At 28.8% G+C, this 17579-nt stretch carries 20 protein-coding genes; all 20 read right to left on the bottom strand.

Annotation, left to right across the window (positions count from 1 at the left end; genetic code table 11):
• Positions 1–507 precede the first annotated feature (507 nt).
• The 20 genes from NiCM35_RS23350 to NiCM35_RS23255 all read right to left on the bottom strand — a co-directional run bounded on the left by NiCM35_RS23350 (position 508) and on the right by NiCM35_RS23255 (position 17345).
• A complete protein-coding gene (locus tag NiCM35_RS23350; RefSeq protein WP_152112347.1) occupies positions 508–2190 on the bottom strand; it encodes a hypothetical protein in 1683 nt (560 codons plus the stop codon).
• Positions 2191–2346: 156 nt separating this feature from the next.
• The gene (locus NiCM35_RS23345; protein WP_152112346.1) at positions 2347–2742 is read right to left on the bottom strand and encodes a hypothetical protein; all 396 of its coding nucleotides are present in this window, start codon (positions 2740–2742) and stop codon (positions 2347–2349) included.
• Complete coding sequence (locus tag NiCM35_RS23340) at positions 2742–3329, bottom strand: DUF6037 family protein (RefSeq protein ID WP_152112345.1); 588 nt, start codon at positions 3327–3329, stop codon at positions 2742–2744. The genes NiCM35_RS23345 and NiCM35_RS23340 overlap by 1 nt, the downstream gene beginning before the upstream one ends.
• 125 nt (positions 3330–3454) lie before the next feature.
• Positions 3455–3892, bottom strand: a complete 438-nt coding sequence (locus NiCM35_RS23335) for a helix-turn-helix domain-containing protein (protein ID WP_152112344.1) — start codon at positions 3890–3892, stop codon at positions 3455–3457.
• Positions 3855–4652: a BAR domain-containing protein gene (locus NiCM35_RS23330; RefSeq protein ID WP_152112343.1), complete on the bottom strand. Its 798-nt coding sequence runs from the start codon at positions 4650–4652 to the stop codon at positions 3855–3857. Before NiCM35_RS23330 ends, NiCM35_RS23335 begins: the two co-directional genes overlap by 38 nt.
• 92 nt (positions 4653–4744) lie before the next feature.
• Positions 4745–5299: a hypothetical protein gene (locus NiCM35_RS23325; protein WP_152112342.1), complete on the bottom strand. Its 555-nt coding sequence runs from the start codon at positions 5297–5299 to the stop codon at positions 4745–4747.
• A 22-nt stretch (positions 5300–5321) separates the two neighbouring features.
• Positions 5322–6128 carry a eukaryotic translation initiation factor eIF-2-beta/eIF-5 family protein gene (locus NiCM35_RS23320; protein WP_152112341.1) on the bottom strand — a complete coding sequence of 269 codons (807 nt, stop codon included), beginning with the start codon at positions 6126–6128 and terminating at the stop codon, positions 5322–5324.
• Positions 6129–6581: 453 nt separating this feature from the next.
• Positions 6582–10619 (bottom strand): YobI family P-loop NTPase, encoded by a 4038-nt coding sequence (locus NiCM35_RS23315; RefSeq protein ID WP_152112340.1) that lies wholly within the window; start codon positions 10617–10619, stop codon positions 6582–6584.
• A gap of 53 nt (positions 10620–10672) precedes the next feature.
• Positions 10673–11227: a GNAT family N-acetyltransferase gene (locus tag NiCM35_RS23310; protein WP_152112339.1), complete on the bottom strand. Its 555-nt coding sequence runs from the start codon at positions 11225–11227 to the stop codon at positions 10673–10675.
• A gap of 358 nt (positions 11228–11585) precedes the next feature.
• Entirely contained in the window at positions 11586–11780 is a 195-nt protein-coding gene (locus tag NiCM35_RS23305) for a DUF2187 family protein (RefSeq protein ID WP_047944806.1), read from the bottom strand.
• 26 nt (positions 11781–11806) lie between these two features.
• Positions 11807–13402, bottom strand: coding sequence for an NlpC/P60 family protein (locus tag NiCM35_RS23300; protein WP_193224516.1), 1596 nt, complete (start codon positions 13400–13402; stop codon positions 11807–11809).
• Positions 13403–13663: 261 nt separating this feature from the next.
• Positions 13664–13945 (bottom strand): hypothetical protein, encoded by a 282-nt coding sequence (locus tag NiCM35_RS23295; RefSeq protein WP_144545662.1) that lies wholly within the window; start codon positions 13943–13945, stop codon positions 13664–13666.
• 15 nt (positions 13946–13960) lie between these two features.
• Positions 13961–14416 (bottom strand): hypothetical protein, encoded by a 456-nt coding sequence (locus tag NiCM35_RS23290; protein ID WP_152112338.1) that lies wholly within the window; start codon positions 14414–14416, stop codon positions 13961–13963.
• 265 nt (positions 14417–14681) lie between these two features.
• A complete protein-coding gene (locus NiCM35_RS23285) occupies positions 14682–14936 on the bottom strand; it encodes a hypothetical protein (protein WP_016204214.1) in 255 nt (84 codons plus the stop codon).
• 115 nt (positions 14937–15051) lie between these two features.
• Positions 15052–15378 carry a DUF4257 domain-containing protein gene (locus NiCM35_RS23280; protein WP_016204213.1) on the bottom strand — a complete coding sequence of 109 codons (327 nt, stop codon included), beginning with the start codon at positions 15376–15378 and terminating at the stop codon, positions 15052–15054.
• 296 nt (positions 15379–15674) lie between these two features.
• Positions 15675–15920, bottom strand: a complete 246-nt coding sequence (locus tag NiCM35_RS23275; protein ID WP_144545658.1) for a hypothetical protein — start codon at positions 15918–15920, stop codon at positions 15675–15677.
• A 30-nt stretch (positions 15921–15950) separates the two neighbouring features.
• Positions 15951–16124 carry an aspartyl-phosphate phosphatase Spo0E family protein gene (locus tag NiCM35_RS23270; protein ID WP_016204211.1) on the bottom strand — a complete coding sequence of 58 codons (174 nt, stop codon included), beginning with the start codon at positions 16122–16124 and terminating at the stop codon, positions 15951–15953.
• Positions 16125–16164: 40 nt separating this feature from the next.
• On the bottom strand, positions 16165–16785 hold the full coding sequence (locus NiCM35_RS23265; RefSeq protein ID WP_144545656.1) for a thermonuclease family protein: 621 nt from the start codon (positions 16783–16785) through the stop codon (positions 16165–16167).
• Between the two features lie 185 nt (positions 16786–16970).
• Positions 16971–17144: a hypothetical protein gene (locus tag NiCM35_RS23260; protein WP_186325669.1), complete on the bottom strand. Its 174-nt coding sequence runs from the start codon at positions 17142–17144 to the stop codon at positions 16971–16973.
• A 12-nt stretch (positions 17145–17156) separates the two neighbouring features.
• Positions 17157–17345: a hypothetical protein gene (locus tag NiCM35_RS23255; RefSeq protein WP_047944802.1), complete on the bottom strand. Its 189-nt coding sequence runs from the start codon at positions 17343–17345 to the stop codon at positions 17157–17159.
• Positions 17346–17579: the final 234 nt, after the last annotated feature.

The raw sequence follows: 17579 nt of genomic DNA, 5'->3' as shown, positions 1-17579 counted from the left end.
TTTATGGTCAACACTTACACTAAAAATTATATTTAAACAAAAAAACCGAATAGCAATATCTACTGTCCATATTTGCCAAACCAGGGTGTTATTGTAAAAATCTAAGTCGCCCAGGTCAGAAATTTGATGTTCTCGATTCTCTTATGAAGTAATTGTAAATCGAATAATAAAGTAACTAATACGATAAATGGCAGCATGAATAAAGCCATGCTGCCATTTTATCTAACAAAAAGTTGTAATAAGGTAAAGTTGAGGTTATACAAGAAGATAACGGTCATTCATATTTCCACTTTTATGATCCAAATGGTAATTAACTTCAAGTACATTGGTAGGAAGAAAATAAATTTCCTTATTGCATTAACGGGCTCTTTATTTAAATAAAAGGACAAATTAATATTATAAGGTGAAATTAGGAATATTTATTAAATAATATATTCCATAAATAACAAATATATTTTATATAACCGAATAGAACAAACATTCGTATAATACAATAATTACGAAATATTATTTTTTAATCGCTTTAAATCTAATAAGATTTAAGATTAACATACTAAAACAGAGTATTAACCAAAGAGAAACTGTCCATCTAAAGGGATGCAAAGCAATTATCTCCCCAACCTTAAATGGCAAATTAAACAATAACCCCTCTACTAAGTACTGAATTCCTCTGTAACCTAATAAGACAGTTAGAATTGAAGATATAATAAGTATATAGGTTTCCGATTGTTTTATTGCAAATTCTCGTGCACTACTAATATCTTCTCGTGCACTAGTAAAAAGTTTCTCAACTTTATCTACTATTTTATCCGTCCCAGACTTTTCTAGTATATTAATGTACAACTCCATTGGGCTTCCATAGGTTTTAAAAAGAAGTTGTTCATCATAATTTCTTTTTAGAGCATTAAATTCTTTCCGATTAGAGTTATACTCTTTTAATGAATTAAACGAACTACTAGATAAGCTATTTAATAATTTTAAAGCATAGAACCTCTTAATAAATGTTAATTCGTAGAATCTTAGAAACTCAGACATATAAAACATAGAATATTGAATATAGCTTTCACTTAATGCTTGATCGTATACTTTTTCCTTTTTTAATTCTTTTTCATTTTCCTTTAAAGCTGCAACTGCTTCCTTATGAAAAGCAGAGTGAGAAAAACTAAGTAATGAAATAGCATCAGAACAATAAAAATGCATAGTGTTATATTTATTAATTATTGTTTTATTTAAGTATTCATCTAAATACTCATCTGGCATACGCTCTATGATATCCTTTTGTGCGTTTGTCAAATAGGAAACATATAAACCTTTATTTTTGTCGACAAATTCTTTATGCAACGATCTTTTATTTGGTTCAAAATCTCCTAAAACCCATGCGATTTGTTTTTGCGATTGAGGGACTAGTTCTTGTTTCTTACAAATTAACTGCAGCAAATCGAAATAGTAATCCATGATTTGATAAATTGTAACACTATCAACTTTCTTTCTTTTCCAATAATCCTTTTTCGAGAAATTATTTTTTTCCTGATAAAACTCTACATCTGTTAACTGAATGGAATTAGGTTCTTTGTTTGTAATTTCAATTTTCCCTTTAGAAATAGCAATTGAAAGTTGAATGGTGATTATACCGACATCATATACATTCACAATTACAACCGGCTTAACATACTTGTTTTCATATTTTCCTAAAAAGGGAATTAAAAAAAATCTTTGATAGTTATTAAATAAAAAAGTGTCGTTTAAATACCGTCGATTAAGTTGTTCATAATGATTATCAAGATCCACAGCTAAATGAAACGTACTATATTCAATCGGAATCACTTTATGAGTAGCTGTATACACAGACTCTTGAGAATGTTCAATTCCATATTCATACTCAAAGTCATCGTTCATTCCATGTTCATTGAGAAATTTATCTATCATTTCAGTTGAAATACTCTGGGGTGTTAACAACGAATAGATACTCGTTGTATTCGAATCCTTATTACGTTTAGGTGCATTAAAAGTATAAGCTGCCTGTTTTAACATAACATAATTTTCATACCTTTTATTCAGAGTACCTTTATCCTTACTAGATTCTACGAATGAAATATAAGCTTTGGAATCTTTTATTGCTTTAAGTATTTTATTATAATTATTGGATTCAAATGTAAGAATTCCAAATAAATTTAAATTTTTATAAAACATAATTTAGGAACCACCTTAAATCATTCTTAATTAAAGTACAAAAGTAGGGCAAACTAGCGTATTGATACCCCTTTAAACACTCCATCTTATTACTTATCAAACTCTATAATATATTATGTGAGATACATTACATAATATCTTCACATTTTATATTTTTTATAAGTAAATTGTCTCTGCATCAATTGCTTGTGTTAAACTCTGATCTTCAATTTTTCTAATCTTTTCTATTTCATCGCATTCAATTATAACAATATTTTTTTGGGCTCTACCAGTCACCAATAACATGGTCAAATACCTTAGTGGATCTCCACAACCATTAGTTAACGTTTGAGTAAAAAAAGCACCAATTAGCTCTTTAGTAGCCTCCCACTGTAGAATGTCATTTATATGCACTAGATGGAGGGTATACTCATTTGTTATCGATACTCCAGTTTTCTTTTCATAATCTTTTGCAATTTTTTGTAATAGATTTTCTTCTGTTTTCTCCTCTATTCGGGTATGATCAATTTTAAATTTAGTAATTGGTAGAGAAGTTATTACACTCTTAAACATTAATCTTCCTCCATGAACTCCATTTTTTTTGATAAATCGTATTGTTTTTCATCCGTAGGATTAGGACTCCAACTACTACTAATATTTTTATTTTTACACATAACATAAGCCTTATAAGAGAGGAGCTTTTTAGTTTTATCCAGATTTTCTGGTGATACTTTTTTTATTTTGTGATTTATCCAGCCTTTAAAATAAATCTTGTCTGCTTCATCCACGTCTTTTCTATAAGTAGCAATAGTACTAGGACGAGGTACATTCGTTCTTAAAGCTTGATTAGGTATTTGCTTATTAAATACTTCAAAAAAATAACTGGGTTTAAATGGGGATTCCTTGTTGCTTTTAAATTTCATAATTTTGTAAAATGTACTTATCTCTTCTATAAATTCTCTTATATAAAATCCAGCTTTAACTTCTGTTTCAAAATAATAATTATGTGTCTTTATCCCGAATCCCAATTTATTAGGCACTTCATCTATAAAGTAAAGTACATCAAATTTTACATTATAGTATGTAAAGTCGAATTGGTATCTATCAATATTTTGTTGTTTCATACTTTTATATAAATCTTTTAAACCAGTAAGTTTCATAATTCTACTCTCCTTTCAAACCGAATTAGTTATTTTTCTCAACAACTATATTAAGAATTAAATATTTTATCTTTAGCCTTATTCCAGCTTCCAAAACGTTGTTCAAATTCTAAAACTATTTTATTTTAATAAACTTGTTTAATACACTCACGATAGTACTTCTCAAAAAATCTCTCTATATCTTTATCTGTTAAACTTACCTTTTCAGAAGGATTGGAACCACTAGTAGTTATGTCATACATCAGATACACCATCTGCGGAGTATTCGGGTGACTATCTAGAAATTTCCCATGCCCTCTGAATAGCAAATAGTCTCCTATATATTCAACTATATCTCCGTAATAAAGCCATTCAACATCTAAATCGCTAAATTTAAATTTTTCTACTACCGAAAGTGGTGGTAATGCTAAGCCTCTAAGATACGAATTGAGAGTAGCTTTTGGAATTTCTAATAACATAGCCATTTCTGATAAAGATAGACTATACTCTTTTTGAATTGCTTTTAACCGTATTGCTACCTTTTCTTTAATGGGCTTCATGTCTCTTTGAGGTATTGCTTTCATTTAAATAATCACTCCCTGACGGATGATATACAATTGCACTTACTAACCCTTTAAAAAAATGCTGAACTAAATAATTTTTTGTTTTAGAATTGAAAATAGGATGCCAAAAATAATCATCTTCAAAATTTTCTAGGTCTCGGGATAAGAAAAAAGGTAAGTTATGAATACCTTCAGCTACTTTCATTGAAAATTTACTAGAACGAAAGTTACCATGTTGACAATCCAAAATATATGTTTCAATTAGTGACAAATAGGCTTTCTTTTTTATATGTATTGGGAGAATCAATATTTCATTAATAAAATCAGAATAAGAAACTGATAAAATGTTCTTGATATTTTCTCTAGTTATTGTATTGTTTTTTTCTTCACATATCTTTTTTAATATATGTGAAAAGGATTCCTGTGTAATTTCATCTGATTTCTGTTTAACCATACTCACACTTTTCTTAAGTTGTGTTATTTTCCTATTTAATTCATTTGTACGCTTAATAAAATCATCTTCAAAAACATAATAATTCCAGAGGGATTCTATCACCGTTAATGAACTCGAAATCCTAGCAAATAATTCCTCATATGTTTCTTCACTGTTTTGTCTTTTATATAGATTTACATTACTTACAAAATCTGCTTTTTCTATTTTTTCACTCCATTGAGCATAATCAGCTACTATGAAATCTACTTCTCTCTCAAACCTTGATAAAATTTTGTAAAAATATTGCATATTTGGTTTTCTACTAAACAAACTAACTATTTTAGTCATTTTTTTCATCTCCTTTTTAAATCATTGAAGTAATAATAATAAAAAATGAAGTTACATTTATAACAGATGGCAGAGGAACATCTTCTATTACTTTAAGAATTAAATATTTTATCTTTAGCCTTATTCCAGCTGCCAAAACGTTGTTCATAGACTTTGGAAGAGGGGAGATTATTAATTTTAGAATAAGTTGTCCATTGACTAATAGTTGTGAAAACTTTGTTGTGTTTTAAAGCAATATTTACTAGTTCATCTTCTTCATAATATCGTTTTCTAACAGATGAATTGTTAAAAATCACTTTCTTAGCGTTGTTCCATGAAGAAAATATATAAATGTAAACTTTGGAAGATGGAAGACCCTGTACTTTACTAAAATCATTCCAGTTTCTAGCTGTAGTAAATTCCTTTTTATATGTTTCAGCGAATTTTATAAGATCTTCTTTGGTATAATCAGATAAGAATGGATTATAAACTTCAATGTTCGGAAACAATTCCTCTTTAGCCTTATTCCAACTCCCAAAATAATATGAAAATGTCATTGCTCTTGGAAGATTATTCTCTTGAGCATGCTGATTCCAGGTTGAAACTGATGAAAAATATGCTGCATTCTCTTTTGCTACTTTAATAAGATATAATTTATCATATTTCAAATTTACCACCATCCTAGATTTCTCATTCGAATGTCTGATTTGAACTCATAAAAATATGAACATAATTTTCAAAGTCTACTTCAATTAATTCTGGAGAATTTGACCATTCAAAGTATTTAATTTGCGTAATAAAACGATAAAATTTTTCATTTAGAAGCAACTTCATAACTAGATTATTTTTTTCTCTAATTCTCTTGGAAGTAGGGGAGTCGTTGCGAATTATAGTACGTACCATACCTAAAAGAATATCTATTGATTCAATACCAACTTCTTCTTGTTTTGAATAATAGTTAGATTCTTGGATAGTAAAATGTTCACCTCTATAAACAGATTGTATATTCAACTGTTCAAAAAGTTGATTTCTTAAATCGTAATTTTTATTTTGATAAGTGGTATCATGTTCTATATAAATTTGAGTATTTAAGTGAACATGAGAACCATATTTTCTTAAAAGTCCATATATTATCCTTTCAGGAAATTTCATATAAATTGTTTGATCAGCAATATTTTCATAAACATTTTTGATTTTTTTGGAAATTTCCTCAATCTTTGACTGGTTATAAGAAATAACATTCATTTTCAATAGGTATTGGTGTTCTAGCAATGTCAATATTATTTTCCAAATTATATTTCTCTCTGTACTATCACCTCCATAGGCAGTCCAATGAATTTCTTTTTTTCTTATTAATTCATTTAAAGCAAGTACTTTAGGCGAGTTATAATAAGACTCTGGAATTGCTAAACCGCCCATTAAATGAGGTTTTGTTTGATTTTTACCGCTTTCATCAAAAAATATTTTTAAATTTATACTCCCAAAGTCTCTTTCCATAAAATCCCTCTTTACAATTTAATTATAATCATGCATAATAATATATAAATCATTAATTTTGGGTATAGTAATACATAACTTGTTGCGCCTTTAAATAGCGACACGTTATTTATTACTTGGTGGAAGTACTCACTGCGCCATTGAATCAGCGGTGCGTAGTTCCCATACCTATAATAAAAAGGATTAGAATATTGATTATTCTAATCCTTTTTATTATACCAAACATACATTCTGATTTCTATATATTTATTCGTAAAATTTGTATTATACGAATAGTTAAACACCTGCTATAAATGCTGTCCCTTCTTTAGTATAATCCAAATTATATAAAAAAATCCTTCTCTACATTTTATTATAGCAAAGGATTTTTATTAATAAAGATCATCTATAGTTTTGAGCGTCTTACATTTTCGAAAAAATCAATGTCTCTACGATTTATAACATAAAATAAAACTACTTCCTTTTATTTCTAACAATATAACCTTTTTCTTCTTCTGTATAATCAAGTATTACTTGTAGATTTACTTTTAAGTACTCTAATAGTTCGCTTATATTATTATCTACAGTATCAATCTCTACCTTTTTACCGTTTCTCTTTATTTCATTAAAAGGTGTTTGTATTTGTGAGAGGACTATAAATGTTTCTTCCCGATCAAAAAGTTTTACTTTCAATAACTCTAATAACATAGTTGAAGCATTTTCTATAGGTAAATTTCTGATTATTCCTATGATAGACACATTTTCTAGGGTATCAATAACAAGTTCACTATTATTTTGAAAATGCTCGTATATTTTTTTGGAAACAACTGAGTTAATATTGATATTTAGATAATTATTGTTAATTACAGACAGACTTAAGCTGACGTCCGCTGAGTGTTTAATTAGTCCTTCAAATAATTTCTGATCCATTTGAATACTATCTATTTTTTCTTTATTATCTATTAAGTATATACTTGCAGCGTCGGCACTTATTTTTCTGACCTCTTCAAAGAGTCTATAATCCCAAGTAATTTCATCTTCTTCAAATACTTTTATTACCCTCTCTTCACGACCATTTAATAACAGAAATAGTAGGTATTCAATTACTAACTCACTTTTGTTAGGTTCATTTAACAATGACTGAAGGATATCATTATCATAACTGATAAATCCCTCTTCTAATATAAATTTAAATTCTCGTAGCTGTATCTCTGAAACTTTATTACTAAGGTAGTTCTTAATAGTTACAGTTTCTGTATTACCTTCCTCGAGAATTATTTCTAAAATATTTAACGACCATTCCATTTCATTCTCTGAAATCAGAGAAGATATATCTTCTTTTGCATCCTTAAATTTGTCTAAGACATACTTATTTTTATGATTTAAAGATTCTAAATGAATATATACGGATTTATCCCATATAAGTAATTCATTATCAATAAGCACATTCAATGTTTCCTGATTTATATGAAAAGAGGTATCAAATTTTACAGGGTAGTTTAACTTTTTAATAAACATTTCTAACAAGGAATAATCTTGGATACCTAATTCCAAAATCGAGTTAACAAATCCATTATAAAAGCCGTTATTAGCATTTACCTCTTGTATAGAATTCAAACTATTTTCTATTAAATCTAACCAATTTTCATCAGTTGATAATAAATGGCCAATTTTAAAGCTAATATTGCTATTTTTAAATGCCTCTGTACAATATTTTATATTTGACCAAGTGAGAGAAAACTTTTTATTCTTATATAACATTTCTAACAAACTAATTGGATTTATGGCAGATAAGTCACTTACAGTACCATTCCATTTTACTATCAAGGGTTCCAGAATAGAATAATCTTCTTCTTCAATAGTATTAATAAAGTTGATTAATACCTCTTCATTTTCATTATATTCACTTTGAAATACTAAAACTTTATCTATTAAGATATCAAAATTATTAAAGGTATATTTTTCAACACTTTTATTTCCTTTAATTAATTCTATAGAAATTTTCTGTTCTTTAAATATTTCACTTAAATTTTCAAGAGTTATTTCGTAAGCATCTATCTCTATTAAACAAGCGAGTACTTCATCTGAAAAACCAATTAAAGAACTAAATTTAATATCTAGTTTTCCAACGATTTTAAGAAAGTTTTCGGATAGAGAAATATTAGTTACATCAGTTTCTTTTGAGATATAGTGACGTAAATTATCAATACTCTTCAATTTTTCTAAATCAATAGAATCGGCATTCATTAAGATTAAATTTACATATTTATCAATTAGTACAATAGGAATATCCTCATTCATTACTACTATATCCCATATATCAATGTCGTTAGTAATAGCTTTTTTCAGAAACTTTCTAATTAGGTTTTCTGATTGGTCGTTCTCATCCCGTAAACTTTCAAGAAACTCTATATATTCTTCAATCTTTTTTTCTTGTTCACTATCCTCTTGCTCAATATCCATATATAAAATATTTATTATCTTCGATAGTTTTTCATTATTTTCTTCTGTATTAAACTCTAGTAAATATTTAATAAAATATATATTAAGTACAGCTACACTAGATATATCATCGACTCTAATTTTCTTTGAGATTTTCTCAATACTCTTTAAAGGAGCATCTAGATGTTTTTTGTCATCCAATCCTCTTTTAACTGCTTGAATAAACTCTATATCTAATTTTTTTAGTGAACCTTCCTGAAAAACTGACAAATAATCTTCATAAGACTCATTTAACCAATTATTTCGTATAAGTAGCTGCAGTAATCCTTTATTAGATAAATCAACATGAAGATCTATTTTATCTTCTAACATTAACCTTGAGATAGACTTGGATTGTATATTTTTTATTTTTTTCTCCAGGTTTTTAATTTGCACATCTACTTCTAGTTCTTGTCGAACAATATTTCGATCAAAATCTTTGTATAGATTTAAAAAGTTAGTATTATCAATAGTAACAAATTCTTCTAAATTTGAATATGAATTTATCATATTATAATGATTATCCCTGGAGTAGACCCCAAATTGACCAACTATTCCATTATTCATAATATAATCAAGCACACTTATCCCAACAGCCGTATAATCTTTAGAATAACTAGTCATGTTCAATATTATATTATGTTCCTGTTTTAAAACCGTATCCATTAATCTTTGTTTTCTAGCAAACAACATAGCAACATCTTCTTTAGACGTTATTATATTACCGATTCCATTTTTTGTTTTATTTTCTAGTTCTGATATCTTATTTTTTAAGTTTGAAATAATTTCTGTTTTATTATTAAAAATTCTATAAACTAATCCCTTATTCTCTAATAAATGTGAATAATCCTTAGGATAGATATTCTTATAAACAATGAAAGCAAAAAGTTGATCATAAATAACACTAGAGTCTTCTAACCTAGTACGGTATACTTGGAATTCATTACAAATGTTAATGAGGGTACGCATATCATTAATAAATAAGGATAGATCTTCTATTAACTTTTTGCTTATTTTTTGCTGGTTACTGACTACTCCGATTGAATTCTCTTCTTCAATTACATCTTTTAGTTTGCCCAATAGAAATGATTCAGCATTAGAGCTATGCATAACTTTAATTGTTGGTATTATAAAATCAAAAAACTTTGTACGATTATTAATTAGCTCTGATTCATCTTCGTTAGTGAAAATATCATCTTTTAATGCATAGATGAATTTTATATCTGAATCTTTTAATAGGGCTGAATTATTAAGTGTAGTATTTAAACTCCTAAGGCTTTCATATATCTTTAAATTTTTAAATCTATCTAAGTCTTCAAATACAATATATTTGTACTTTGATTTGTGAAAGAGATATATTATTTCGTCCATATAATTATTAAATACAGTGTTTCCATCCTGCAATTTAAACTCAATGTTTGCATTTGCAATTCCAAACTTACTAACACCTAGTTTTCTAAAAATCATTAACATCAAATAAATAGCAGGAGCATAAAGTAATGTTAAAATTATATATCCTAAAAATAACATTACGTTTGACCACAATCCTTTCCCCACCCAATCAATTAAAACTTCTTTAAGACTATTCATCCATTCATTACTTATTAATAAATAAGTAAAAATTATGGTGGACATCAGAAATACTAATATACGAAAAACATACCAAAAATTTAAATCGCTAATCTTAGTAAATCTTGAATTAGGAATTTGGTCTGGATTTACTTGGTAAAACATTTGTTGCAAAATTTGTTGTTCTAGTAGATTTTCATTTAAATTCGGGTCCGAATTCTGTTCTAATTGAAATGTGGCAATTGATACTCGCATCATTTTTTTTGCTTTTTTATCATTTTTTTCAAAGTAAGATTCTATTATAGTGCTTTTTCCCGCACCATAACCACCTGTAATAGCAATATTCTTATTATCCCTTTCCTTTAACGCTTCATCTAATGCATAAAAGTAGGATTTCTTAATTACATCATCTTCACCAAGATCCTTCTTAGCTGCTAAGCTCTCATATTTAATTTCGGTCATTATATTCTCCTCTATTAAGCAACTTCCATATTCAAAAATGATTAAAATGTTAATTAATATCTATCATTTATCCAAATAATATCAGCTGCTTTATGAACATGTCTTTTGTTATCAAGCCAGAATACAGCAAATCCATGTTTTTTATAAAAATAATCTAGTTTATCAAAATGATCCTCATCAGCATAAGAAATCCATCCGGATATTTCTTTAATAGAATTCTCTAGCGCAATATCAATCAAAGCAGTTAATAAAACTGAACCATATCCCCTATGCTGATTATCTCCAAATACTTGTATTTCAAGAATTTCTATTACTTCTCTCATTATATATTTCGCCGCCAATCTAACCCTGTCTTTTAGAACGCCTTGAGAAGTAATTACTTTTAGTTCAATGAAAAAATTTCCATACTTGTCCTCTAAATCAAGATTATTACGATATACAATTAATATTTCTTCATTTTTGTACACTACATCTAGTACTAATTTTTCAGGATCATCTCCTATTTTAGTTAGTTCATTTTTTAAGACGCTTTTCAAGTCCTGTGAGTTTACTTTAGAAAAAGATCTCTTATTTCTATATTTATCTATCTCCGACATAAAATCAAACATAACCCCGTATCACCTCATTGTATTCAAAAAATTCTATACTCATAGCTATTTTCTATGTTAGCATTTCATATGTTTCTTCGCTACAAGTTGAACAGCATTAGTAGCAGGTTTCATCCCTTTAAATGTCATCCTAGCAGAGATTTCAATAGCAGAGATTTTAGATTTGCAAGGGAGGATTCTCTTTTAATAACTATGTAAGGTGTTTCTTAGTAAAAGAGACTCCAACTTTCTTTAAAACATTATGACTGATATCAAATCATCACCTTCTTCTTTTAAATTTTTCTTTTTTATATCAAAACTACCAAAAGAACCTAAAGTTTCCTTTTTAGAAAGACTTTAGGTTCAGCAGTTATATAGATTAATTTGCTAGTACAGTGTAATTCTTATGATTAACCACTGTTAAATTACTTTCATATTGAAGAAAATTTGTATCATAAGAAGATAACTGAACAATAACTGAATTTTCCTTAACTAAGGTTACTACTCCTGTCACCTCTTGGTTTGCTCTCAAAAAGATAATCACATCGTCTATTTTCGCTCTGATTTTTATCATCCATTTCCCATTCCTCCAGCATGTCATTAATGGGTAATCCTTTTAACTCTTCCATTAAACTTTTGACTCCAATATCCTATTTCCATATCTTCAATTGCAACTCCGGTAGAGCTTTGGGCGCCGATGAATTTCCCTTCTCCTAAATAAATCCCAACATGCCCATCTTTTTTATAAGTATCAAAGAATACGAGATCTCCTGGTTTAGCAGCTTCATAATTAACCGCATTCCCCATTTCTTTAAGAGTGTCTGTTGTCACTCCGCTTCTATTGCCTAAGGTTACTCCAACTTGTTCAAATGCCCAATGAACAAAGCTAGAACAATCAAAATACCCTCTACTTATATCCTCTTTGCTCCTTCCTCCTCCAAATACGTAATAAGAATTATTTATCCACTTATATCCTACTGTTGTAACATCAATCCCACTACTTTTATTAATATTTAGATCGATTATAGATATGTCCTTTTGGAACTTAAAGCTCTCTGCTAACTTTATAACTTTATCAACATACCAATCTGCATGGTTATAGGCCCATATTGCCTTCTCTTTGTTATTTTCAAATCCATGAGAGGCTAAGTAATACGCTGCGCTTGCAATGCTGTCCGCTGGATTCCATGGGTCTGCTTTTCCATCATTATTAGCATCAATTCCAAACCCGTTTCCTCTTTTTATGGTTTCTAAATCGGTGATGTCTATATCTTCAGCTACTAATCCTCCACCAATATCGTACTTATATCCTACCCATGAAGAAGGCATAAATTGCATAGGTCCTATGGCTCCAACACTGGATTCCATGGTAACATGAGTGGAAAAGGAGGTTTCTACAGCATGTATAGCCGCTAAGTAATACCATGGTATGTTATATGTCTGTTCACCATAAAGATAATATAGCATATATTCTTCTGGTACCTCTTTAGATGATGTAATGCTTTTTTGGTAAAAATCACTTTCAAATCGTTCTCCATTTACCCTGGCATTTTCATTAGTAATAGCGGCTTCAATCATCTCTTTATCCTTTGATAAAGTTTTGCTTTTTAATTCTAATTTTTCTTTTTCTACTTTATAAGTATCCTCTTTTTCATTCAATGCATCTATTAATTTACTGGAAGCTTCCTGTTGTTGTTGCAATTGTTCATTCAAATCGCTAAATTCATTAAGTAATGTTTGTTTTTCCATTAAATACGTAAAATCTCTGTTCAAATCTTCTACGAAATTAAAGTTCTTTACGTGCTTCTTTATAATAATATCTTCATTTATCCCGGCCAAATTATCCGAAAGAAAGGGTAGATCATTCACCGAACTTTTCTTTTTTTCCTGATATTCATGTTCTTTCGCGGCCAGTTCATCTTTAACTTTTTTTACCTGCTTTTTATTTAAGTCTATTGCTGTTTTTAAATGATTTAGTTGCCTTTTTTTTAAAACTAATTCATTTTGGGTTATATTTATAGCCTTATCCATCTTTACAATTTGTTCTTTCAAATTTTTATTATATTCATCAATCGAATCAATCGTTGTTATTTCTTTTTCACTCTCATTTGCATCAACATGGATTGGTCCATTTATCAACCCTATGGATAACCCAATAGCAGAAAGAAAAGTGATACTTTTAATTTTACTACTCATTTTAACCCTCCCCAAAAAATAACCCCAAGAATACATAGAAATGAATGTCTCTCTATGAATCTTGGGGTTATCCCATTTGAATTTTCAATTTGTTCAACATATTCATGTATTAACACTTTAAATAATCAATTAAAATTAGGATTAATTGAGGTAATGCTAGCACAATGCCCATATTCAGACCAAAAAGTACTTTTCCTATACACATTTACTTCTCACTCTCTATCAAACCTTTGTTAAATCAAGTGATTACTTTCTCAAACATTACTCTTTGGTAGATAAAGCTACTGCTAGGATCCCCAAATACCCTTTTGTCGAGCTATTTCTTTTTTGAATACGGTTTATCATCTCAACAAGCGTTTTTTTCTCTTCTCTACTACTTTTTTCTATAATTAATTCTGCTAATTCTTTACTCTCAATTTTTTTTTTAATAAAGGGTATTTCAATATATTCATATTTACTTAATTCATATCTAATTACCATATCTGTATAATCTGTAGGAAATTGAATAAAGTCGTTTTTAACTAATTCTGAAGATAGAGACATTTGTTTCTAAGCCCCCTATTCTACTTCAGCAATTGTGTCATTAATCGCATTTGCAAATTCTTGTAAATTCCCTCTTTCCAGTATAGAAATCTCAATAGGTAAAGCTACCCCTCCATTATTCGATACATTTAACGAACAAGTATAACTGTTAAACAAGGGAACAATACCGATAAGAATAAGGACTAATCCTATGAAAAAATCACCATTAACAAAAGAAGGAAGTCCTAATATGAATGTAAAAAACAGACCAAACAAAAATCTCTTTAGATGAAATTTTGTTGATGTTGAAACACTAGCTATGTTCTTTAAGGACATAGTAACTTCATTTTTTCCTATAGGCATTAAACCTAAAACGGTATTACGATCATACCCTTTAAACCTTTTATTAGTTAATAATAAATCTGTTGTTAACCATCTTAATAAAACATTCGTACAGTATGTGCCTTCTTTCAGTTTTTTCTCTCTTTCCATGACGTTTTTTCTCCTTTCAACAAAAAAATCCCCCTAGAATAAGACATACAGTTTATATGTCTTCATCTAGGGGGATTCCCTCTTCGTTATTTATATAGGTAAATTATAGCAACCATATAACGAAAAGTCTAGTTGTTATTAATTTTCATTAATTTAATGTTCCTTTATCCTATAAGCACTTTTATTTTCTTATTTTCATAAGAATCGTGCTTATGTACTTATCAAAAACAAAACAAAAAGAAGAGATTATTAATCTCTTCTCTGTTCAGTAAGATGATACTTTTCTTAATCGCTTAGGGGATCTTCTATGAAATATCCTTCTATCTTCCTGTAATGAAGCGGCTTGCTCTTTATTTGAACCTATTGATTCATAATATCTTTTTTTAGCTTCATTAAAAATCTCTTCTATAGCCTTAGTTATCTTATCCATTTGGCGTTCAGTAATACAATCGTCTAACTCTACCATTAAATCATTAACTTGTTTTTTTTCTTCTTCCGTTAGGATATCATTCAGTTTCATGATTTCTCTCCTCTCGTCTATCTTACCTCGACTATATTCTATGCTCTTCTGCACTATACTACGATTATTGTTATAAATATTATAACATATCGAAATCATGTTGAAAAAATAAACACTACAGATCCTGATTTATCTTTCTGTTTATTTCCTCTATTCTGCTTTCCTTCTTTGATTGAAGTGATTCTTCAACTTTAATAATTGCATTTTCACCTACATATCCACCTAAGATTGATGTTAAAATTACTCGTTCCGTTCCATTTGGATCACTGAATAAAATCGTAACAATAGCTCCAACAGCTCCAAAACAACCATCCAATAAGAAACCCGGATAGAATGTAAGTTTATTATTCCTCGGTTTTTTTATTGTCCCATACCTCTTTGCGTGAGTTAAAACTCCCATACCAAATCCAATACAACCAGCCAAAATTATTTTATTTAACATGCCTATTCACCTCTCTTGAAAAATTTGCGCAAACACAAAAAAGCCTTTGAGGCAATAGACAATAAATACATGCGTTACATGTATTATGCCTATTAGCCCAAAGGCTGCGTGTTTATTAGTTAAGACGCTAATCCTAAATAGGATTGCCAAAAAAGAAAAAAGAAAAAATGGTTATACATTTATTATACGATTTTCTTTCTTATAACACTACACAATTTAAAAAGAGATAGTAAACCTATCCCTTTTTACTAGATATAAATTTTCAAGTCTAAGAATTTTTATTATTTGATCACTTCTCACCATAAATTAAAATCCACATAATTTTTTGCTGACTTTAATGTAGAAAATAATAGTCGTACGTCTCCCGCTTCTTCTAATGGAACGTACTCTCCTCCTATAAATGGATAAAACATACCAATTATCCAACCGTCCCCATCTGGATTTTCTAGAACCAGATACTTAGGTATTTCATCACCATAATAAGTAATTGTTTTATGATAGCTAAAGAATCTATTAACGTCTTCTTCTCTCCAATCTATCATTATGTCCCCTCCTAAACTATTCTTACCCTCTTAACAAATTCTAACTTCTACCGATTCATTTTGGTTCATTTGCTGATATCTTAGTATTAATTCATCTAACTCTTTACTCTTCTTTATTGCTTCGGGAGAATTAAATCCCTCTGAGAATGCAATTTTTAACATTTCTTCTCTTACCCGCTCTATTTGATCTCTTAGTTTATACATGAGTATTCCTCCAATTTTATTGTTTTAGAATATCTTTGTATTACTTAACAAAACCATTTAAGTCAGTATCTGCATAACCAGGGATGCTCCAAATATTTAATTGTTTTTCTTTTGCTATATTTTCTGCATCCTTATAGACATCAATAAATTCATATTCATCAAATAAGTAAGCTAATTTAACATATCCCTCTTTTAATAAATATGACTGAATACTAATTTGATCTAAAAAGACATGCGCCAAAATTCTTCCGTACTTATCCTTTTCATCAGCATTAGGATCCAATTGATAGGTAATTTCCTTTCCTTCTATAAGGTTAGCCAGATATTCCTTACCTTCTTGTCCAAATGGCTCATTCTTCCCTTTTGTAATTTCAGGTCCATTTATTCCGATTAACCTCAAAGCGGTATACTTATCTGCTTCCAAAACTAAAGTGTCAGCATCTATCACTTTTTTTACTATAGCTTTGTGTTTTTCTGTTTTAATATCAGCTGCCTTTTCACTAGAACGATTGACATCATTAAAGTACTTCTTAAACGAAATCTCCTTTTCTACCTGATTATCAGTCTTGTAGTTCTCTTTAGACTGGTAAGTAACTAGGCTATCTGTTGAACATCCACTTAATAAAAATAAAATAAATAAAGTGGAAATAATCTTTTTCATCTAAACCCCTCATTTCCAAAAAAGAGAGCACTCCAATATACTAAGACTTTACTTAGTAATTGGGGTGCTCCCATTTCTCAATATATTATATTCACTCTTCTAATTTCCTATATATTTATAATAAGGATAAAAATAGAAAAATTCAACCCAAAAAAAACTAAACTCTCCTTTCAGAAAAGGCAAAGCTAAATTGCTTCTATATCCTCCATGATTTTCTTAGTTTTTTCATTATTATTGATTCCACTGGCCATGGAATACCACCAAACTAAATCTTTTCTTCTTTTCTTATTATCTATTCTTGCTAACTCCATAACTAATTTAGTCACAACTTCTTTTTCTTCTTCAGTATAACTAATCATTAAATAATCCTCCTATATAGATACTTTTTTGGTATTTATATCTGCTAGTAATTCATTTTCCATTAAAGTTAATGACAAAAGTGTTAAATCATCTATTTTTTCATCATCTTTATTTCGTGTGATCCCCTTTTCTTTTAGGAATTCGATTATTCTTTTTCTCTCTCTTTCCACTCTTATATGTATTTCACGATCGTAATACATCTCAGTTCCTCCATTTAACCTGTACCAATTATTACTAATATGATTTCAAAAAAATATCAGAATTTTTAATTTTCTTTATAGTAATCATCAGAGAAATCTGGTACATCCTTTTGGTTTTCACAAATATTTTTAATCTTTTCGATATCAAATAAATAAGAAACCTCTTCGCTAATATCATAATCAAACTCATTTGCAACAAATATAGCCGCTTCTTCATTTTTATAGATCATTAAA

This window comes from Niallia sp. M35, assembly GCF_050971705.1.
GTDB lineage: Bacteria > Bacillota > Bacilli > Bacillales > Cytobacillaceae > Niallia > Niallia circulans_A.
Note: the sequence above shows the minus strand (reverse complement) of the source record. Positions and strands in the feature narration are given on the sequence as shown.